Annotated in this window: 15 protein-coding genes and 1 pseudogene; 1 reads left to right on the top strand and 15 read right to left on the bottom strand. The window is 53.5% G+C overall.

What is annotated here, in order from left to right:
- Nucleotides 1–6 precede the first annotated feature (6 nt).
- The 5 genes and pseudogenes from BCA33_RS00080 to BCA33_RS00060 form a co-directional block, all read right to left on the bottom strand.
- Complete coding sequence (locus BCA33_RS00080) at nt 7–1,455, bottom strand: DUF3336 domain-containing protein (protein ID WP_071262764.1); 1,449 nt, start codon at nt 1,453–1,455, stop codon at nt 7–9.
- 29 nt (nt 1,456–1,484) lie between these two features.
- Nucleotides 1,485–2,272, bottom strand: a pseudogene (locus BCA33_RS00075) (VacJ family lipoprotein).
- A 24-nt stretch (nt 2,273–2,296) separates the two neighbouring features.
- The gene (locus BCA33_RS00070; RefSeq protein ID WP_071262762.1) at nt 2,297–3,418 is read right to left on the bottom strand and encodes a beta-ketoacyl-ACP synthase III; all 1,122 of its coding nucleotides are present in this window, start codon (nt 3,416–3,418) and stop codon (nt 2,297–2,299) included.
- Between the two features lie 143 nt (nt 3,419–3,561).
- On the bottom strand, nt 3,562–7,422 hold the full coding sequence (hrpA, locus tag BCA33_RS00065; protein WP_175469660.1) for an ATP-dependent RNA helicase HrpA: 3,861 nt from the start codon (nt 7,420–7,422) through the stop codon (nt 3,562–3,564).
- A 59-nt stretch (nt 7,423–7,481) separates the two neighbouring features.
- The gene (locus BCA33_RS00060) at nt 7,482–9,158 is read right to left on the bottom strand and encodes an AMP-binding protein (RefSeq protein WP_071262761.1); all 1,677 of its coding nucleotides are present in this window, start codon (nt 9,156–9,158) and stop codon (nt 7,482–7,484) included.
- Between the two features lie 185 nt (nt 9,159–9,343).
- Between BCA33_RS00060 and BCA33_RS00055 the strand changes: the two genes are divergently transcribed.
- Nucleotides 9,344–9,835: a MaoC/PaaZ C-terminal domain-containing protein gene (locus BCA33_RS00055; RefSeq protein ID WP_071263221.1), complete on the top strand. Its 492-nt coding sequence runs from the start codon at nt 9,344–9,346 to the stop codon at nt 9,833–9,835.
- A 17-nt stretch (nt 9,836–9,852) separates the two neighbouring features.
- Here BCA33_RS00055 and BCA33_RS00050 read toward each other — a convergent pair whose 3' ends face one another.
- The 10 genes from BCA33_RS00050 to BCA33_RS20395 form a co-directional block, all read right to left on the bottom strand.
- Entirely contained in the window at nt 9,853–10,890 is a 1,038-nt protein-coding gene (locus BCA33_RS00050; RefSeq protein WP_254774046.1) for an AgmX/PglI C-terminal domain-containing protein, read from the bottom strand.
- A gap of 52 nt (nt 10,891–10,942) precedes the next feature.
- Complete coding sequence (locus BCA33_RS00045; RefSeq protein WP_071262760.1) at nt 10,943–11,239, bottom strand: hypothetical protein; 297 nt, start codon at nt 11,237–11,239, stop codon at nt 10,943–10,945.
- The gene (locus tag BCA33_RS00040) at nt 11,240–11,767 is read right to left on the bottom strand and encodes a tetratricopeptide repeat protein (protein ID WP_254774045.1); all 528 of its coding nucleotides are present in this window, start codon (nt 11,765–11,767) and stop codon (nt 11,240–11,242) included. It lies immediately after the preceding gene.
- A complete protein-coding gene (locus BCA33_RS00035) occupies nt 11,754–14,573 on the bottom strand; it encodes a tetratricopeptide repeat protein (protein WP_071262757.1) in 2,820 nt (939 codons plus the stop codon). Before BCA33_RS00035 ends, BCA33_RS00040 begins: the two co-directional genes overlap by 14 nt.
- The gene (locus BCA33_RS00030) at nt 14,570–15,406 is read right to left on the bottom strand and encodes a hypothetical protein (protein WP_071262755.1); all 837 of its coding nucleotides are present in this window, start codon (nt 15,404–15,406) and stop codon (nt 14,570–14,572) included. Before BCA33_RS00030 ends, BCA33_RS00035 begins: the two co-directional genes overlap by 4 nt.
- Nucleotides 15,342–15,962, bottom strand: a complete 621-nt coding sequence (locus BCA33_RS00025) for a hypothetical protein (protein WP_139172839.1) — start codon at nt 15,960–15,962, stop codon at nt 15,342–15,344. The genes BCA33_RS00030 and BCA33_RS00025 overlap by 65 nt, the downstream gene beginning before the upstream one ends.
- Nucleotides 15,963–15,980: 18 nt before the next feature.
- Nucleotides 15,981–16,487 carry an AraC family transcriptional regulator gene (locus BCA33_RS00020; protein WP_254774044.1) on the bottom strand — a complete coding sequence of 169 codons (507 nt, stop codon included), beginning with the start codon at nt 16,485–16,487 and terminating at the stop codon, nt 15,981–15,983.
- Between the two features lie 434 nt (nt 16,488–16,921).
- The gene (locus BCA33_RS00015; RefSeq protein ID WP_071262752.1) at nt 16,922–18,100 is read right to left on the bottom strand and encodes a VWA domain-containing protein; all 1,179 of its coding nucleotides are present in this window, start codon (nt 18,098–18,100) and stop codon (nt 16,922–16,924) included.
- 22 nt (nt 18,101–18,122) lie between these two features.
- Nucleotides 18,123–18,965 carry a MoxR family ATPase gene (locus BCA33_RS00010; RefSeq protein WP_071262751.1) on the bottom strand — a complete coding sequence of 281 codons (843 nt, stop codon included), beginning with the start codon at nt 18,963–18,965 and terminating at the stop codon, nt 18,123–18,125.
- Between the two features lie 18 nt (nt 18,966–18,983).
- Nucleotides 18,984–20,449, bottom strand: a 1,466-nt coding sequence (locus tag BCA33_RS20395) for a GGIII-like transmembrane region-containing protein (RefSeq protein ID WP_071262750.1), incomplete at its 5' end; no start/stop codon positions are given.

Genomic DNA, 20,449 nt, shown 5'->3' with positions numbered 1-20,449 from the left:
GTCCAGTCAATTACTCAAAGTGTTTTTCTGTTTCAGGCGTCGCACGCAACGCTCCAGGGTTTTGGAGATGCGCGCATGAGAACGAATCATGGAGATCTTGGGCCAGGTTGCGCGCTCTCCCGCCAGAATCATTTCACGCACAAATTCGGGTTTAGGGTCGGCAAGCATTCGCCGATAGTCCTTGAAAGTATAGGTAGGCGCAATCGTTACGTCTCCGGAGTACCTCTGCGCCATGATGGTGTACATATGGCCAGAGACCTGCCGGAGCAGTTCAGGGTGAGCCCGTTTACGGAGGTAGTCGAACACCCCCTGCCCGTGAAACTGCATTTCTGATTTCATCAGGTGCCAGGGCAGGCTGGCCATAGAGAGCTTCTCATCCTGGCCACGGGCGTTCAAAAACGGCACAACATGTGGGTTTGCTTGGCTGACGATGGTGAAGTTCACATCGTAAAGGTGCATGAGTCGTTCGATGGGCAGGTCGCTGACTACTGAGCCATCCACAAATTTAAGCCTGGGCATATATGGCAGGGCCTGCCCGTGAATATCTTTTTTCATCAGGGTAACCGGCGGAAAAATGCCTGGCACGGCTGCGCTGGCAAGAGCTGCACTCCAAACCATTAAGTAGGGTGAGGTATAACCCGATAACAACCGGGCCTTCTGATTCGCCTGAACCGGCGACACGCTCATATTGATCGAGCGACCCGTGCGCTGGTACGCCTCTTCAAACGTGTACTCACCAATGTTAGCTCTCAGGCAAGTGCGTAGCTGCTCTTGATCCATCAAACCGTCGCCACGCATGGCGCTGAGCAGGCCACGCCATTTCCAGGCCTTCAGCTCGTGGTTTTCCGGAACCAGCATCTCGGGGATTTCGGCGTCGGTGTGTACGCCCAGCATGCCGGCAATAATGGCACCTACGCTTGATCCGGTCACAACCTGAGGCAGCAGCCCTCTGTCCCAAAGTGCTTTGATAACCCCGAAGTGAAACATGCCGAGGCTGGCCCCGCCACTCAACAGAAGGGTCGGTCGACCATAACTGGTGAGGGTATCGCGGAAAAACTGGAGCTTGTCAGCAACTGGAAAGCCCGGCACTGGATGGTCGCACAGAAAATCCAGGGCTTCGCAGGCTTGCGCAATGTATTCTTCTACAAGATGCTTGGTACCCACCCGGGAATGAGTATAAAGAGCCGGGTTACCCATGTTGCCAAGATCGTGATGAAGGCCCTCACGTAGCGCGCGCTTGAGACGCTCAAAGTCATTCTGCTGGCGATACTGTTTGATATTACTTAAGCGGTCGTAGAGCAGCTCATAATTGTAATGCTCTGAGGCAAAATCCTCTTTCCACTCAGCATTGCCTTCCAGAAAATCCAACTCCAGGGCGGCAGCCTTCCACACCTCATAGTTTGGTGCTTCGGCCAGCATTTTGCGGAACTTATTAATTTTTGGATCTTTGAACACCGTCTATCTCCCTAAACCGGCCGTCGGGATCAAAAATCGTCCAGCATCAAATCTTCATCGTCATCACTGGCGAACGGGTCTCGGGTTACCTTGCCGTCGTTGATCAAAAACTCCCTGCGCTGCATAAAAGCGTTACGAACAAATATATAAACGTCGCCTGAAATGAACCCTTCTGCCGGGATCAGATCTGCCCGTTTGTCTACAATTTGAAGGCCCCGTGCATAGTAGTTTTCGGGGCTTTCTACGTTGTCCCAGAGCGATGGCAATACAAAGCCGTCCATACCCAACCCACCTAATCGCCGCGGGCTGGAAGGCCCAAGAAATGGCAACATCAGATAGGGGCCGGATCCAGCGCCCCAATATCCTAGTGTTTGGCCAAAATCTTCTGGTCTTTCTGGCAAATCAAAAGCCGTTGCAACATCAATCAGACCACCAAGACCAAACACCGTGTTATAGGTAAACCGGCCAACTGCAACAACTGCGGATTCGCCCTTCAGCTGAAAAATACTGTTCGTGAAGTTTCGGATTTCCGACAGGTTGTTGAAAAAGTTGGTAATGGCACGATCGGCAAAATCTGGCATAAACGTTCGGTAGGTTTTTGCCACGGGCCTGAGCGCCCAACGATCCACTGTGTCATTGAAGGTATATACCTTGCGGTTCCAGTTTTCATAGGGATCTTGGGGATTTGTGGGCGTCGAGCCTCAGGAGGAGGTTCCTGAACATTCTGGGCCGTGGCCGAACCTGCTGACAAAAGAATCGCCAACACAGCGACAGGCAGCACGGCAGGCAACCAGCCCCGGGGTGAAAATTTTGTCATACTCAACTCTTGGGTAGTTAGTTATCAGCGACGACGTACAACAACACTGCCAATGGAGTAACCCGCGCCGAATGAGCAGATAACACCTGTATCGCCGGCTTGGAGGTCGTCTTTGTGTTTATGGAACGCAATAATGGAGCCTGCGGAGCTGGTATTGGCGTATTCATCAAGAATCACCGGCGCCTCATCTTCACTTGCGTCCCGGCCAAGTACCCTGCGGGCAATAAGCTGGTTCATGTTCAAGTTAGCCTGATGCAACCACATTCTGCGCAAATCTTCCGGTACCAATGAGAGGCTCTGAAGGTGATTCTGGATGGTTTCTGCAACCAGCGGTGAAACCTCTTTGAATACCTTACGACCCTGCTGGATAAATAGCTTATCCGGTTTGGCAATACCCGACTCGTCAGCCCGATTCAGAAAGCCAAAATTATTCCGGATATTGTTGGAGAAAGTCGTTCTCAAACGGGTACCCAAAATCTCGAACCCCTGCCCTGGCTGAGTATTTTCCTCACGCTCCACCAAAATGGCGGTGCAGGCATCACCAAAAATAAAGTGGCTGTCACGATCACGGAAATTTAAGTGCCCGGAACAAATTTCCGGGCTAACCACCAACACAGCGCGGGCAGAACCATTCTCTACCGAATTAACCGCCGCTTGCAGGCCAAAGGTGGCAGAGCTGCACGCCACGTTCATATCGTAGGCAAAGCCCGCAATGCCCAAGGCCGATTGAACTTCAATCGAAACCGCTGGGTAGGCGCGTTGCAGGTTTGAACATGCAACAATCACCGCATCTACATCGCTTACGGTCTTGCCAGCTTGTTTCAGTGCTTCGTTGCAGGCCACAACAGCCATATCACACTGAACGGACGGTTCATCGTTACCGCGCTCAGGAATGTACGGTGCCATACGCTTGGGATCAACAATGCCCGACTTATTGATCACGTGTCGGCGCTTGATGCCTGATGCTTTCTCTATAAACGCCGAAGACGACGGATTCAGAGCGTCCAGTTCACCGCGCTCAATAGCATCCGTATGTTCTGAGTTGTACATCTCAACAAACTGATTAAAAGCTTCCACCAGTTCATCGTTATCAATGGTCTCCGGCGGTGTATACAGGCCGGTTCCGCTAATGACGGCTTTAATCACGCTAACCCCACGTCATGAATAAGGAAACAGAAGGACAGAAAATAGATCTTTGAGAAATACTAACACAGTCCGGAAGCTTTGCCCGCCCCGCACAATCCCATATTACGGGCGAGGCTCCAATCCAGATTCATCGCCTCAAGCCATCAGACCCGGATAAGTTCCCACTGTTTATCGAGACGCTTTGCAGATACGGTCACGGCTGTGCCTAGTTGCTGAGCAAAAAACGATACCCGGAACTCCTCCAGCATCCATCGATAAAGCACAAGTTCAGGGTCTCGAACACCCTGCTTTTGCTGCTCCTCCCGCTTGCTGGCGTAGCGAGCCCACAGCGGTTCCATAGCGTGCAGAAACTCCCGTTCTCGGCCCATTTCTCTTGGCATTTTTTCGAGCCTTACCAGCGCCGCCTCAAAATAGCGGCCAAATTCTGCCAACCATTGGGACTGCGTTGTAACAAGAAATCCCGGGTAAACAAGATTTTGCAGCTGAAACTTCAAGTCGGCCATACTGTTGGCAAGGGCAAGATTAATCTTTCCTTTAAGCTTTTTCGCGACTTTCTGGTAACCCGTCATGGCTTGGTAAAGGCGCTCATCTGCCTGCTCAAGCGCGGGAATAAAGTCTCCCCGATGGCGATCGAACAATGCATCAAACGCTTCGCGGGTCTCGGGCATGTGGTCGTGTAAAAAGTGTTCCATGGCCGCGGCCAAAAGCAGATCGTCCAAAAGCACTTTGGCCTGGCCTATGGGGGCAAACATCAGGGCGGAATGTTTGAAGCGTGGGAGTTTTCGCTCCAGATCCTCCAGGGTGTTGCCAAACCGATTCAGCACAAGCCGCGCAACCCCCTTGCGGGTTGTGTCTTCTGCTGTAAGGCGATCCAGGCAACGGATCTGCTTTACCCGTTTACCCATATCCTCAAGAGCCGGGTAAACTGTTATTTGCATGCCGCCCTTTTCAGTTTGAACCTGCCTTGGCAGCGTGCCGAACTCCCATTCGGTGTATTCGCTTGCGGGCGGCTCATTCGGGCTCTCGCTAGTTGCGGAGGCAAGAGCTGCCTCGGCTCGCCCTTCAAGCTGATCCTGAAGCTGGCCCGTTTCCCGGCTTTCGGCAATCACTTTACCGTTATCACCGAGCACTCTCAGGTTCATTCTCAGGTGGCGTGGCAACTCATCTCTGGGCCAGGCCTCGGGATCTATACGCACCCCCGTCATACGGCGCAACTGGTCAGCTAACTGCAGGGCCAAAGGCTCGTTGGAAGGCTGAAGATTCGCAATTGCCGCATCCACAAAATCAGGCACCGGCACAAAATTACGCCGCAACGATTTCGGTAGGCCTTTAACCAATGCCACACATTTTTCACGCAGCAGCCCAGGCACCAGCCACTCCAAACGCCGGGATGGAATTTGCCTGAGTGCCATCAGCGGAACCTGAAGCGTCACGCCATCACGCTCACTTGTGGGTTCAAACTCATAGCTGAGCGGGTAACGAACCCCCTCCCACTCCAGAAAGTCCGGGTACAAATCCGCAGCTTGGGCGTCAACCGGTCGCTGAAGCACATCTGCCTCAGTAAGCTCAAGATTACGCAGTTCTTCAGCCGATAGGCTTTTCCACCAGCTTTCAAAGTGCCGGCCGCTGACAATCTCTGCTGGTACGCGCTCATCGTAAAAGCCCACGAGCACTTCATCGTCTACCAGAAGATCCCGGCGACGGGTCTTCTTTTCCAGGTCTTCTACACTTGCCAGCATCTCGCGGTTGCGGCTTATAAACGGCGCCTTTGAGCGGTAGTCACCGTCTACCAGAGCATGGCGTATAAACAGGTTATGGCATTCGACCGGGTCTATTTTACTGAACGCAATAGACCGCTTAGGCACCACATCTAGGCCGTACAGGGTGATTTTTTCATACCCCATAACCTGGGCACGCTTTTGCTCCCAGTGGGGTTCAAAGTAGTGATGCTTCACCACATGCCCGGCCAGGGGCTCTATCCATTCGGGCTGAATGGAGGCGACCATGCGCGCAAACACTCGGCTGGTCTCAACAATTTCTGTGGCAACAATCCACTTTGGCCCAGTTTTGGATACTTTCGAGCCGGGGAAGATCATCACCTTACGATTACGGGTGGCCAGGTATTCCTTCTTTTCAACCTTAACCGCCACCTGCCCTAAAAGCCCGGCCAGAATAGCCTTGTGCATGGCATCGTAGGTTGCAGCCTCTTTATTGAACTGCAGCTTCTGATCGCGACAAATCAGCGTAAGTTGGCGGTGAATGTCGCGCCATTCACGCATACGCATCCAGCTCAGAAAGCTCTTTTGGCACACCTTTTTAAGTTGGTTCTGGGTCAACTCCTGGCGCTGTTCTTCGTAGAAGTTCCAGATATTAAGCAGGGTGACAAAATCCGATTCCTTGTCGTTGAACGGCGCATGGGCCTGATCTGCTGCCTGCTGTTTATCTTGAGGACGCTCTCTGGGGTCTTGAACGGTTAACCCCGCAATAACCACCAGCGTCTCCGCCAAGCTGCTGTGGTCTGCGGCCGTCACCAACATGCGAGCGAGACGCGGATCTAGCGGCAGCTTAGCCATGGTGCGCCCAAGCTGTGTTACCCGGCGCTTACCGTCCACTGCACTCAGTTCTTCCAGCAGCTTGTAACCATCGTTAATCAGGCGTTTGTCTGGCGCTTCCAAAAACGGAAAATGCCGGATCTCGCCAAGGCCAGAGGTAGCCATCTGCAGAATGACGGCGGCCAGATTGGTGCGCAGTATTTCCGGATCTGTGTACTCAGGGCGGTTAAGAAAATCGGCTTCGTCGTACAGGCGAAAACAAATGCCCGGCGCAACCCGGCCGCAACGCCCTGCCCGCTGGTTTGCGCTGGCTTGGGATACTGGCTCAATGGGGAGGCGCTGAATTTTGGACCGAACACTGTACCGGCTAAGCCGCGCAACACCGGCATCAATAACGTAACGAATGCCCGGCACCGTAAGTGAGGTTTCCGCCACGTTGGTAGAAAGCACAATCCTGCGGCCACTGTGGCTCTGAAATACCCGGTTTTGTTCCTGGTTGCTCAGCCGGGAATACAGTGGAAGCACTTCTGTGTGTCTTAGTTCCGCGTGGCGCAGCATTTTGCTCAAGTTACGGATTTCACGCTCACCTGGCAGGAATATAAGCACATCACCAGGGGGTAACTTTTCGCTGCGCTCGTGCTGTTCAATTTCATCCATGACGGCCAGAACGCCGTCGTTCCAACCCTGGTCGCGATCATCCTCATCGCCTGCCAATGGGCGATAGCGAATGTCTACCGGGAAGGTACGGCCACTAACTTCCAATACAGGGGCTTTGTCGAAAAACTCGCTGAATCTGTCCAACTCAATGGTGGCAGAGGTGATGATAACTTTAAGGTCAGGACGCTTGGGCAGCAGCTGCTTCAGGTAACCTAGCAGAAAATCGATGTTCAGACTGCGCTCGTGAGCCTCATCAATAATCAGTGTGTCGTAGCGATCAAGAAAACGATCGTTCTGGACTTCCGCAAGCAAAATCCCGTCGGTCATCACCTTGACCCGGGACTGTTCCGAGGTGTTATCGCTAAAGCGTACCTGGTAGCCAATCTGCTGGCCAACCTGCTCGCCCAGCTCGTCTGCGATACGGGCCGCCACGCTGCGGGCAGCGATACGTCTTGGCTGAGTATGGCCAATAAGGCCGCGTATGCCGCGACCACTGTTCATGCAGATTTTGGGGATTTGGGTGGTTTTACCCGAGCCGGTCTCGCCGGCAATAATCACAACCTGATGGTTTTCGATCGCTTCGCGGATGTCATCCACACGATCAGAAACCGGCAACCCTGCAGGAAAGCTTGCTGGCTTGTGCAAGGCCTGGCGCTTTCGCACTTTTTCCAGGCCACGCTCTAGCCAGTTGGCCATTTTTTCCAGACTTTTCTGGCCAGGCTTTCCCTTAGTTCTCGCCACCAGCTTAACGATGCGGGCAGCTTCCTGCTGGTTGCAGGCATCCAGCTGCTCCATTATCGCCTTGATTGGAGCGCTAGCTGAAAACTGGGAGTCGGATTGCAAAGTCACCGTAATTACTTGTTACCTGGTTCGTCGCGCAGCTCACGGCGCAGGATTTTACCCACGTTGGTTTTCGGCAGCTCATCGCGGAACTCAAAGTAACGAGGCACTTTGTAGGCGGTCAGGCGCTCGCGACAGAACTCTTTAAGTTCGTTTTCGGTGACACCTTCGGCCGTGGCGACAAGGTACACTTTCACGGCTTCGCCGCTTTTAGCATCCGGAATACCCACTGCCGCGCACTCAACCACTTTCGGGTGGCTGGATACCACATCTTCGATCTCGTTGGGATACACGTTAAACCCGGAAACGATGATCATATCCTTCTTACGATCCACAATGCGGATAAACCCGTCTTCCTGGATCACCGCAATGTCACCGGTCTGGATATAGCCGTCCTCAGTGAATGACTTCTGAGTGTCTTCCGGGCGCTGCCAGTAGCCACGCATAACCTGTGGGCCTTTCACGCAAAGTTCGCCCGCTTCACCCAGCGGTGTTTCGTTACCGTCGTCATCGATGGTTTTCACCTTCGTAGACGGCACTGGCAAACCAATCGTGCCCAGCTGAATCGCACTGCGGGGGTTAAAGGTGACCACCGGTGAGGTTTCAGTCATGCCGTAACCTTCAGAAATTGCACAGCCGGTTATACGCTCCCACATCTTGGCGGTATCAGTGGTAAGTGCCATGCCACCGGATGACGTTAGCTTAAGATGACTGAAGTCGAGCTTCTTGAAATCTTCGTTATTACACAGTGCAACGAACAGCGTGTTCAAACCCAGAAAGGCTGTGAACTTGTGGTTCTGCAGCTCTTTCACAAAGCCCGGAATATCTCGCGGGTTTGGGATAAGAACGTTGTGGCCGCCAGCTTCCAGCATAATGCCGCAATTAAGCGTGAACGAATAAATGTGGTACAGGGGTAGAGGCGCAATCACCACTTCCTGACCTTCTACTACGGTGTCTTCCATCATCGGGCGAACCTGCAGCAGGTTCGCAACCAGATTGCCGTGGGTAAGCATGGCACCCTTGGCAACACCGGTTGTGCCGCCAGTGTACTGAAGCACAGCGATATCATCGCGCTTACATTCTACCGGCGTGAATTTTCCCCGGGCACCGGCACTAAGCACTGCAGGCAATTTGTGGGCCTGTGGAATGCTGAACGGTGGCACCATCTTTTTAACATGCTTAACCACCGCGTTCATCAGCGTGCGCTTGATGGGCGAGTGCATGTCGGCAATTTCAGTCACAATGACGTGCTCAATGCTGGTGTGGGGCAAAACCTTTTCAGCGTTTTCCGCCATGTTCGCCAGCACAACCAAAGCTTTGGCACCAGAATCGTTAAATTGATGCTCCATCTCGCGGGTGGTGTACAACGGGTTGGTGTTCACCACAATCAGGCCGGCACGCATGGCACCAAATACCACAACCGGATACTGGGTCAGGTTGGGCATTTGCACAGCAATGCGGTCACCCGGCTTAAGGTCCGTCTTGTTTTGCAACCAAGCCGCAAAATTGCGGGTTTGGGTGTCTAGTTCACGATACGTGAGAGTGGCACCAACAGCACTGAAGGCGGGGCGGTCTGGGTATTTTTTAACCGCCTGCTCAAACACGTCCACCATACTGCTGTACTTGTTCAGATCAACTTCACGGGGAACACTGGCGGGGTATTTGTCTTGATAGAACGTTTCAAAGTCCATCACCATCTCCTGTCTGGCGCTTTTCTTTATAATGATTTACGAATGCCGTGCAGGATAAAAATCAACGCGACATAAGTATCAGGCTCAAAAAGTTGGGAGAGAATAGCAGTTTTGTTAACGATGAGGTAGTTTCAGAGCGTAACCAGAAACGTCATTACTTACACACCCTGCGCACGGAGCACCTGATGAGCGACACCCTTGATACTCTTGAAAATCTCACCTATGACGAACTTCACGAGGGTGACACCGCCACGTTTACTCGATCCCTCTCGGAAAACGAGTTAGTGCTTTTTGCCGCTGTGTCTGGAGACGTTAATCCGGTACACCTGGATCCGGAATTTGCTGCAAGTTCGATGTTCGGTGAACGCATTGCCCACGGAATGTGGAGCGGGTCGTTGATCTCAGCTGCACTGGCCACCGTTATGCCCGGCCCGGGCACTATATATCTGGATCAGAGCCTTTCGTTCAAACGCCCGGTAAAGCTGGATGACACACTCACGGTTAGCCTTACGGTTTTGCGCAAAGAGCCAAAAAACCGAGTGATATTCCAGTGTGTTGTAACCAACCAAAACAATCAGAAGGTTGTCACGGGCGAAGCTAAGGTTATAGCCCCCACGGAGAAGGTTATCCTCTATAAACCCACGCTTCCCAAAATCACGATTGAAGGCTGCGACTGACAACCACTGAAGCTCACTTAGCCGGGAAGGAAATCTATAGGGAACCTTACCTTTCTAGCTTCAACGCTCGCAGCCCCAAAGTTGAAAAGCCGAACCCGCATAGCGATTTTCTGCTCCAGTGCCGGGCTCTCAAGCTCGGAACTGACCACTTTGCATGCTGAGACAGACCCATCTGGCTCAATAACCAGCTCCAGCAATACCTTACCCGCCAGGGTTGGGTCTTTTCGTAGCTCTCGCTGGTAGAGTGAGTAGAGCGCCGTTTTACTCGAATCAAACACCTGTCGGATATTGCTCATGGCGCGCTCACCCACCGAGGGTTTCTGGTTCGACGTAGCTGAGCTCGCCACAGCTGGCTCCGCCTCCTGCGGCGCGTCTACCTGTCTCACCTCGTGCCCCGCAACGTCAACATTCGCCTGGCTGGTAGACTGCACATCCTTTACACCACCACTGCCCTGCAACGCATCTCCGGTGGTTTTGGCCTGGGCTTTAACGCCACTTTCGGCGTCAGATCTATCACCAGTGTTCGCCTGAATAGCAGGAGCAACCTTGGGCGAGGTCTGGCGCATGGAGGCCAAGCGCTCCTTCATCGCTAAAAGCCCCGAGCGAGACGCTTTCTCCCGCGCTTGCTCAACGCTCTGGCTAGCTGGCTTTGGCGCGGGCGTCACCGGGGCTGGCACGGGTTCTGGCTTAATAGCCTGGGGAGTGGGTTTTGGCGCAGGCGGTGCCGTTTCCTCAACAGGTTCCGGGATTGGTTTTTCAACGGGCTTGGGCTTTTCAATCACTTTTGGTTTTTCAATCACCTTTGGTTTCACAATCAGCTTGGCCAGCTGCGGTGGCAATGCTTCTGCCTTTTGGCGCTCAGGGGCTGGAACGTCAAGCATAGGAATCAACAGGGCAAGTGGAACAAAAAACACAAGGGCTACCGCAGTAATAACCGCCAGGCGCAGGCGCTCGCCCTCCTCCCGGCTCCACGACAGTGAAGATAAGCCCGCTCGCACGAGCGGGTTTGTGAGGCTGAATTCGGAGCTGGCAGGCATAGCGTTCATACCCGTCATTGCTGCCCTCCGGCCCGCCCAACAGAACGCTCAACACCGGAGTTTGCAACGCCTAAGTCGCGACGGAACTCCCGGTGGCGTTCAAGTGCCAAGGGATCCAACGGCTGCACAAGTTCGGGAGCAGAGCTCTCCAGTTCCGCTCTTGGCCGACGCGGTAACGTGGGCGCACGCCAAGCAAAATCGTCAGCACTCGTGGTTCATCTTCGCCCACGCTGGCGGAGATACCTTCGATACTCAAACGAACCGGCTTGTCGGTTTGGGCTCCACCTTCAGCGTTACACACAATAGGCGCGAGTAGCAGAAGCAGAAGCAGAAGCAAACAGTGCATAAAAGGAGCTGTTCTCATCATCTAGTTCAACCTCCTTTCCAAATCTGCAATCCATCCCGTTACCTTCTTATCCTCATTGGCAGTCAGGGCTTGATACCTTTGGTAATAGGCAAGCGCTCTGCTCAAATCAAGCAAGTACAGCTCGGAAATAACCGCAAGATTGTAGTGCAACTCCGCAACCTCTGGCGAATGCTCAAGGCCCGCTTCCAGCATTGCAGCGGCGTCTTTAAAACGATGTTTCTGTTTTAACAATAGGGCCAGATTATTGTGAGTAACCGCATCATTCGGGTTCAACTCAACAGCCAGTTGCCAGGCATTGATAGCCGCTGGAATATCTCCCCGCTCATACGCCTTGGTGCCCTCCTGCGCATGCACAAGCGCTTGCTGCGGGTCAGGCTCAACCTGGGTCGACTTTAAAGACTCAGGTTGAGAGCTATCCATCGTCTGACCTGCGCAGCCAAACAATAGAACGGTTGCCATTAGACAACCAAAACGCAGCCATGCCCTTATTTGTGGCAAGTACACGACATTTTGTTCACGCACCATCATTGCCCTCCGCTGTGCCGCTCATCCAACGTAACGACCGGTCGTAACGGCCCGGGTGCAGTTCAGCTAAAACGGTCAGGCTTTTTTCTATCCAGCTATTAAAACCATCAGCGGTAAGTCGCTGGTGGTTTTCCGAATGCAAAGAAATAGCACGCTCTTCAAATGGATAAGCCTCTTCCTCAAGTAGCATCCGGTATTGCATCTGCTCCAACTCGTTGAGCCCGTCGGGCGCTGCGGATGCCATAAGGTCTTTGGCCATAATTCGGTGAAGCTCTGCGCGCCGGAATAAACACTCGGGTAATACGTTAGCTCCTCCCAAAGATTCAGCATTATCGAAATATGTCTGTGCCCTTTCCATGGCGCGCTGCTTTTGATCCAACGATGTCTCAAGCGGAGTGCCCAGCTCAATACCGGCGAACTGTGCGGCTGCTTCAGCCCCCATTGTCAGCGCCCCACGAGCTGCCCAACGCAAGGTTTGTTCCGAATGCCAGCTGCTTTGCAGTTCTGCCGATACCATTTCCTCGCGCCGTCTTGCTGACTGACCTCCCGCTTCTATCAACCTAAAGCGCATGGTTTGTAGCCGGATATGCTCATCCGCATCTGCAGCAACAGGGCTAGCTGAAAGGTAGTTCTCATAGATCGCATTGCGCTGGCCTTGAGCCTCGGCATTGTGGAACAGCTCAGCAGCCCTTAGTCGGTAGCTCCATTCATCGCCTGGCGCTTGCGCCGCCTCTTTGGAGCGGGTATCGGCCATATCCATCAGCTCATTGGCTGCACGTAACGGCTGACTTGATGTGGTATACGCCAACACCAGTTTTTCACTGATTCCGGCAGCAAGCACGTGCGCTGGGTAATCTGTGCGAAAGCGATTAAGCTCGTTGATTGCCGGCTGCCATTCCGATGCTTTGAGCAAGGTATTTGCCGCATCAAAACGACCCTTGATAGCGGTTTCCGAGCCAGGCAGTACCGCTTCAACTCTCTGGAAATGTGCCACAGCTATCGTTGCCTTCCCGGACGCCGCGGCCTGCTCACCCTGTCGATAGATGGCTATTGCCAGCTGTTCATTGAGGCCTGCAACGTCCGCTTTCATTTCGCTGCTCGCAGCGTCTTTGGAGGCCAGCGTTAAGGCTTCTCGCCAGGCTCTTTCGGCAAGGCTGTGCTCTTCAGTGTGCTGTCGCACCTGAGCCGTAACTACCCAACCGGCGTAACGTGTTTCGGGCATCGCCTGTTGGTGAGTGACAGCTTGCTTGGCGTAACGCAGCGCCTGGTCGTTGTTTCCGGCCTCAAGCCAGCGAGTTGCCACATCCGCCAACAGACCTGGGACCCGGCCATCAGAGCCGTAGCGTTCGGTAAACCGATCGGCTTCAGCCGTCAAATCCGCGAGATCCGGTTCAAATCCCGCAGAGACCCTCTCTCCGGTCATGCCTTCGCGCACCAGAACAACCGCCGCCCAGCCGGCATCAACACCCGGCTCGTAACCTTGTGCCTCATACGCCGCCAAACGAAAGTCTTGAAGCGCCGATGTGTATTGCCCAGCCTGCAGTCGCGCATCGCCTGCCAACCGGAAAAGCTCTCCTGCGTGGTCGCTACGGCGAGCCAGCGCTTCGTAATACATGCCTGCAGCGCCATAGTCAGTGGCGACATCGCGCTCTCCCGAGCCGCCTTGCGCGTAGTGATAATCCGCAAGAAAGCGCGTGAACTTACGCCATTTTTGTCGATGCTCCGGCTCCAGAGCTGCATAATCACCCTGCTCATCAAACAGAGCGATGAAATCAGCCATCGCCGCTCGGGCCTGTTCCGGCTCGCCGGCCCTGTTCCAGACATCCACAACCTGCGCCATAAAGCCCGCCCGCTGAGAATGCCCGGGGAAAGTCGTTACGAAGGCCCGATTGGTCGCCACGCTGGCATCTGCATTGCCTTGTACTGCGTACAAATCTGCAAGCCGGTCAAACACCAGCGGTGTCCAGGGCCGCAGCGCTTCAGGCTGCAACCACCCCATCAGTGTGTCTGCGCCGTTGCGGCGGCTGGCCATCAATGCCAGAACCCGCAGGGTGTCATCCACGCTGTCTACGCTGGACTCAGGGACCTGCCCAAGGCTTTCAATGCTTGGCAAAGACTCATCCAACACCGCAACAAATCTACGCCCCGCGCGCTCCCAGGCATGAGGGCCCTGTTTGAACAGGGACCAGCCGAGCATGTAGCGGGCTTTGTTTTTCAGGTCACCAGCATCACTGCTACTATCAACAAGCTCCCGGTACCCAGCCTCGGCTTCCACATAATTACCGGCTACGAACGCTGATTCTGCAATCCGAAACCGGGCTTCCGGAACTAAAGGTGAATCCGGATACAAACCAACGAGTTGCTGCAAGCGTTTTACCGAGGCATGGTTCTGGCCTGTTAAGGCGTGTGCTTTAGCCATTTGGTACAAAAGCTCATCCAGGCGCCCGCCAAACGCACCACGCTCCAGAATGGACTCATAGCTTTCAATCGCCTGCTGATATACCTCAGCTTCTTGCGCCGGCGTAAACCCTATATCTTCACCAGACCGGTCGCGGATATTCGTGAGTCGATTCAGGGCATCCACACGGACAGCAGGTTCATCAGTTGTATTGAATAACCGCTGATAACGCCTGGCCACTTCCGCTGGCGAAATAGCCGGCAGCGGTCGGGTCTCGAACTTCAGGAACACCGGGCGCATATCGGCAATGGTCTCGCCATCCTTCCCCAGCTCTACACGAAACGACTCCTGCGCATGAGCTACGCCAAAGGCCAAACACAGCGGCAATACAACAATGCGCAAACCTCTCATTGTGCCTGCTCCCCGGAATCCAGTTCCTTCAACGCCAGATACTCATAAAGGTGGGCAATCTGTTGCTCGGTTTTATCCAGCGCAAACACCATCTTTTTGTCCTGAGCTGAAACAAACTCCAGTGCCTGGTGATCAAGTAGGGCTTCGGCCTGAACTCGCAGAGACAGCACAGACTCACGGTATGCGAGCGATTGATTGCGCAGCTTTCGGGCTTCAGTGAGCAGCGTCTTGAGATTGGATGATCGGTTAGCTGAGCTGGCGGGAAGCTTTTGGAGTTGCTGGCCCGAATCTGAAAGAGTTGTTTGCAGTATTGTGAACAGAAGACGTTGATCTGGGGTTAACTGTGCGCCGCCTACACGCTCTAACAGAACACTCAAACGCTCTGTTAGTTTCGCGTTTTCGTCTATCAGGGCTTCTGAAGCCTTATTGGAATAACTTGGCGACCCAAGCTGGCCTGCAATAGCCGTGCTAAAAACATCAAGATCCCAGGCCTTGCGCTCCAGATCGGCCATTATTTGCGCCAAGCCCACAACCCGGTCTACCGCCTGCTGAGCAACGGGTTGCTCCATAAAACTGAGCAGATAGGCCATGCGTGGTTGAGCAAGTGTTCGGCTGTCCGCAAGAAACCACTGCACTTTCGCACCAGCCAAGCCAGCTTCACCCGACACTGAACCGCGGGCATTCAGAACAAGCGCCTTGTAGGCACCCTCCTCCTCAATCTGGCCAGCCAGTTTGCGCAGAGTAACCCGTTCACCTTCATAGGCCGCATTAGCTGCCAGATAGGCCTCGCCCGCCTGCCCCAGATAACCAGAAAGATCGTAGCCCCGCCCCATGGCAATCCAGGCATCTGCAACGCCAGGTACGCAAGGGGTATTTTTTTGCTCTGTGCCAGCTTTGCATGGCCGCACGGTGGTTACCCTGCTCTGCCAAGACCAAGCCATGGAAGTAGAGTGCCTGAGGGGTTTTGTGGCTATCGAGTGGTATTTTTTCAAAGAACCCCAAGGCCTTTTCATACTCTGAGCTTTTATACGCCAGATAGCCGGCACGCAATAGAATCCGGCTGCGCAACGCGGCTTTGCGCTCAGCGTCAGCATCCTTATCAGCCATAGCCAGCGCCACTCGCAGAGCGACAAGTGCCCGTGAAGGATTCAAGTCATTGCGGGCATAGTCGCCGGAAAGGTTAAGGTAACCTACGGCCGACCAATACCCCTCGTTCATGCCTGCAAGTATTTTGCCCGCTTCTTCTGAAGACCCACGGGTACGAGCAAGTTCAGCATCGTCATAAAGTTGCTGTTGTCGGGGCTGCTCGGCATAAGCCGAAGCTGCCACCAAGCCACACAGGCACGAAAGGGCAACCATAATCGTGCGAACTCCTGCATTGTTAAGCATGGTCAGCCTCATGACTGATTACTTCCACTCAACAAAAGAAACACGGGGTTCGTAGTCTGGTGCTTTGGCGTCCAGAGCCATCTGCAAACGAAGAGCTCCGGGCCGTTTCTGAAAGCGATGGGTGGATTCCCTGCGCACAAAGCGGTCATTGGCCGCCCGCGCTGTTATCACCGCTTTCAGTTCGTGTGTGCCGTTAGCCAGATTGCCGGTAAAGAGCTGCTGAACACCACCTTGTTGCAACGAGCCCGCCTCCCGAGTGGTATACATGTGGGAAGCGACAGGCTCGCCATCAACGAACAATTCCACTGAATCCAAATCGAGACCGTCTCGATTGGCAAGTGTCAGGAAAACGGCCAGGCGCGTATTAACCGGGTGAAGCACCCGTTGTTCAAGCTGAAACACCTCGCCGGCATGGGCGGAGATTTCGGCTTTCAGCTCAGCGATTTCGTCATCGAGAGGGAGCGCGGTAACCAGGCCACTGCCCAGCATCATCAGAACTGCCACAGCAATTGGGGCAACATCCAATCCTTTACGTTGCCTTCCCCGGCATCTTTTTGTCTTATCTAGGCCAAACATAAGCCTCCTGCTCCTGCCGTCTCTGAACGTGCCGCCTTGAACTCGCTGACTCTGTGAACTCAACAGGGCTCTGCAACAAACCGACAGAAAGAGTAACACTTGGTAACAGCGAAGAACGGTATCCAGATCACCAAATCAGAAACTCAGGGCCCAGGCCAAAAGCACACCGGAGAGACAAAATAGCGTCGGATTATTTGACACAAAGAGACGTCACCACAAGGTAACGAAGACAAGATCTCGCCATAACATATCGCTAACCATATGTGTTTATATGGATTTCTCGTTTTGGCTTTGTATTTGCTATAAACAAAAACGGGGATGTATCTAATACACCCCCGTTTGATATGCCGAGCTTTGCCGATGTCTCAACCGCATCGGCTTTTTTATTTGCTCAAATATTTCATGGCCGATTCCAGGCCTTCCACGGTAAGCGGGTACATGTGGTTATTCACAAGCTGCTTGGTCATACCCAGCGAGCCTCCCGTTCCCCAATAATCCTTGGGTAGCGGGTTGATCCACACCACCTTACGGAAGTGCTCGTTGATGCGCTGAAACCAAGTGGCACCAGCCTCTTCATTCCAGTGTTCGATGGAACCACCCGGATGAGAGATCTCATAGGGAGCCATAGTGGCATCACCCACAAAGATCACTTTGTAGTCTGATGGGTACTTATGGAGGACGTCCCACGTACTGGTCGTCTCATTCATACGCCGGATGTTCTGAGTCCACACGCTCTCATACACAAAGTTATGAAAGTAGAAGTACTCCATGTGCTTAAATTCCATGCGCGCGGCTGAAAACAGCTCTTCGCACACCCGCACGTGGGGATCCATGGAGCCACCCACATCGAAAAAGATCAGAACTTTGGCCGCGTTGTGGCGCTCGGGCACCATCTTCAGATCCAAGTAACCCGCATTACGGGCCGTGGATCGAATGGTGTCGTCCAAATCCAATTTGTCTGCGGCGCCCTGGCGAGCAAACTTACGCAGCCGCCGAAGGGCCACTTTGATGTTGCGTATCCCCAGAGTGACGCTGTCATCCAGGTCTTTGAACTCACGTTTTTCCCAAACTTTAATCGCTCGCCCGTGACGTCCTTTTTTCTGACCAATACGAAAGCCTTCGGGGTTGTAACCATCGGCGCCAAAGGGCGACGTACCACCGGTTCCAATCCACTTGTTACCGCCGGCGTGACGCTCCTTTTGCTCCTCCATTCGCTTCTTGAAGGTTTCAATCAGTTCTTCCAGACCGCCAAGCGAGTCGATCTTGGCTTTTTCCTCGTCGCTCAGATTCTTCTCAAACTCAGCGCGAAGCCACTCATCCGGAATCAGCGCTTCCAACAACTCATCCAGGTGCTCGATCCCATCGAAATAGACTTTGAACGCCCGGTCAAACTTGTCGAAGTGGCGCTCGTCCTTCACCAGACACAAGCGCGCCAAGTAATAGAACTCCTCCATATCCGCAAAGGCAAGCTGCTGTTGCAGCGCCTCCAGCAGATCGAGGAACTCACGCAGGCTGGCAGGCACCTTGGCCCGCCGCACTTCGAGAAAGAAATCAATCAACATAAAACTGCACTCTTGCCGAAATTCAGCCGCGACGGCGGGCCATAAACGCCAGCTTTTGCAGCAGGTGTACGTCCTGCTCGTTTTTCACCAAGGCACCATACAGAGGCGGCAGCGCAGAGCTGCTGTCTTTTTCTTGCAGCATTTTTGCGGACAGCTCGTCAGCCATGAGCAGTTTCAGCCAGTCGATCAGTTCGGAGGTGGAAGGCTTTTTCTTCAGGCCCGGTACCTTGCGCACATCGAAGAACACCTCAAGTGCATCCTTTACAACCTGCTGCTGAAGACCCGGAAAATGAACATCCACGATGTCCTGCATGGTGTTCCGGTCCGGGAAGTTGATGTAGTGGAAAAAGCAACGACGCAAGAAGGCGTCTGGCAGTTCTTTTTCGTTGTTACTGGTAATAACCACGATTGGCCGCTTAGCGGCTTTTACGAACTGCTGGGTTTCGTACACATAAAATTCCATGCGATCCAGTTCAAGCAGCAGATCGTTCGGGAACTCGATATCGGCTTTGTCGATTTCATCAATCAGCAACACAACCTGGTCATCGGCCTCAAAGGCTTCCCAGAGCTTACCTTTAACGATGTAGTTGCTGATGTCATTTACCTTCGCATCTCCCAACTGAGAATCCCGTAAACGGGAGACCGCATCGTACTCATACAAGCCTTGCTGAGCCTTGGTGGTCGATTTGATGTGCCAGGGGATCAGCCGCATACCCAAAGAGCTTGCCATTTCCTCTGCCAGCAAGGTTTTGCCGGTGCCGGGCTCGCCTTTGATCAGCAGTGGGCGTTGCAGCGTAATGGCCGCATTTACGGCCATTTGCAGGTCATCGGTGGCTACATAATTATCGGTACCGGTAAACTTCATCTGTGTCATTCCTATTGGTTACTTTTTCTGCTCATCGTCTGGTTCTTCGCCCGGTTTGGTGTCCGGATCGAGGGTATCGGATGAATCGTACTCGGGTAAATCGTCAAATTCGGACAGATCGAAATCGTCCAGGCCGAATTCTTCTTCATCATCTTGCGCCGGCTCAGTGAGCTCGGGGATGTTTTCTTCCGGCTCTTCTGGCTCTTCTGGCTCTTCTGGCATCAATATCGGAGTTTCAGCCTCAATGTCTGCCATTTCCTGTTGCAAGTCATCCAGGCTTTCGGTTTCTTCACTAGCCGTAGAGACTTCAGCTTGTTCGCTGCGGCGCTTGCGCCTCAACAAGAAAATGATCAGTGCAATAACCAGGAGCAAACCCCCACCCGCTCCAATCATCCAGATTGGCATGGGCAATGCCGACTCATCTTCTTGTGCTTTTTCAGCTATGGGGTCTTTTATTGCTGAGGGCTCTTTTATCGCTGAGGGTTGTTTTATCGCTGAAGGCTCCTCTTCGTTAGAAGGCTCTTCTTCTGGTTCAGCTGCCGGCTGGGGAGCAGGTTCTGCCGCAGGAGTTTGTTCTGCCTGCTCGGCAAAGCTTATATCTATAGGCGCTTCTATCGTCGATTCAGCCAGCCCCACAGGCCCCATGAACTCGGTTGTGGCGGTGAATTTTCGAGCAAAGGTTTTGCCATCCGCGACAATATCAAGCCGGTACAGCCCTTCAGCCGGCAGCTTGTTGATAGTGTCTGTGTACTCACCATCTTCCGGCGGCTGCTCTGGCGAAAGGGCCTTTTTGCCACTATGGCCGTTTTCTGAGGTAAGGCTAAGTTCTACGCTTATTACATCAAGGAAATCCGGGTTTACCACTTTCTCTGTTTTTTCAAAAAAGGCTACGCGAACTTCAACCGGTGATTTGGCTGTAAATGTGGCGGGAACGGGGCCAACAACCATTCGCAGGTCACTAACAACCGTCACGCGGCTGCCCTCACCCAACTCACCTTTTAAGCGCCACTCGCCGGCTTGGGGCTCAGTTATCGTCACCAGATCGTAAGCTTCTTCCCTGGCCCAACGAACGTTGCCGGGTTGAGCTGCCTGGAGAAGCGCTTCTCCATCAGGCCGGATCAGTTGCAAACCTGCCGGCTCTGCCGTCTCGCCGGCTTTAATCTGGTCGCGAAAAATCAGTGCGGTAAATTCCTTAACTCCGCTATCAACCGTAAAGGCATTGCCCTCAATCGGAATCTGTTCTTGGGGGGCCGCGCTATTCAAGGCGTCCAAAAAAGCCAGATTGAGAGATTCTGCGGTGTCCGCGACTCTAAAACTGCCCTGAGACTTCTCAGCAAGAGTCTTCAAAAAACCAGCATCTGCCAAATCGAAGAGTGCGACCGGGTGAAATGTGGCGCCTCTGGCTGCCAAATTCGTCAAAATCTCACCCAGTATTCTCTTTTCTTCAGCCTGATTCACATCGGCGCTGTCGGAGATATCCACGT

The organism is Marinobacter sp. AC-23 (genome assembly GCF_001858325.1).
Taxonomy (GTDB): Bacteria; Pseudomonadota; Gammaproteobacteria; order Pseudomonadales; family Oleiphilaceae; genus Marinobacter.
The sequence above is the reverse complement of the archived record's forward strand: the minus strand, read 5'-3'. Positions and strand labels throughout refer to the sequence as shown.

What these genes read in the sequence shown, in the direction of transcription:
- hrpA (WP_175469660.1), bottom strand. Translation starts at nt 7,422, where the DNA reads ATGGAGCAGCTGGATGCCTGCAACCAGCAGGAAGCTGCCCGCATCGTT.
- BCA33_RS00060 (WP_071262761.1), bottom strand. Translation starts at nt 9,158, where the DNA reads ATGGACTTTGAAACGTTCTATCAAGACAAATACCCCGCCAGTGTTCCC.
- BCA33_RS00055 (WP_071263221.1), top strand. Translation starts at nt 9,344, where the DNA reads ATGAGCGACACCCTTGATACTCTTGAAAATCTCACCTATGACGAACTT.
- BCA33_RS00050 (WP_254774046.1), bottom strand. Translation starts at nt 10,890, where the DNA reads ATGACGGGTATGAACGCTATGCCTGCCAGCTCCGAATTCAGCCTCACA.
- BCA33_RS00045 (WP_071262760.1), bottom strand. Translation starts at nt 11,239, where the DNA reads ATGATGAGAACAGCTCCTTTTATGCACTGTTTGCTTCTGCTTCTGCTT.
- BCA33_RS00040 (WP_254774045.1), bottom strand. Translation starts at nt 11,767, where the DNA reads ATGATGGTGCGTGAACAAAATGTCGTGTACTTGCCACAAATAAGGGCA.
- BCA33_RS00035 (WP_071262757.1), bottom strand. Translation starts at nt 14,573, where the DNA reads ATGAGAGGTTTGCGCATTGTTGTATTGCCGCTGTGTTTGGCCTTTGGC.
- BCA33_RS00030 (WP_071262755.1), bottom strand. Translation starts at nt 15,406, where the DNA reads ATGGGGCGGGGCTACGATCTTTCTGGTTATCTGGGGCAGGCGGGCGAG.
- BCA33_RS00025 (WP_139172839.1), bottom strand. Translation starts at nt 15,962, where the DNA reads ATGCTTAACAATGCAGGAGTTCGCACGATTATGGTTGCCCTTTCGTGC.
- BCA33_RS00015 (WP_071262752.1), bottom strand. Translation starts at nt 18,100, where the DNA reads ATGTTGATTGATTTCTTTCTCGAAGTGCGGCGGGCCAAGGTGCCTGCC.
- BCA33_RS00010 (WP_071262751.1), bottom strand. Translation starts at nt 18,965, where the DNA reads ATGAAGTTTACCGGTACCGATAATTATGTAGCCACCGATGACCTGCAA.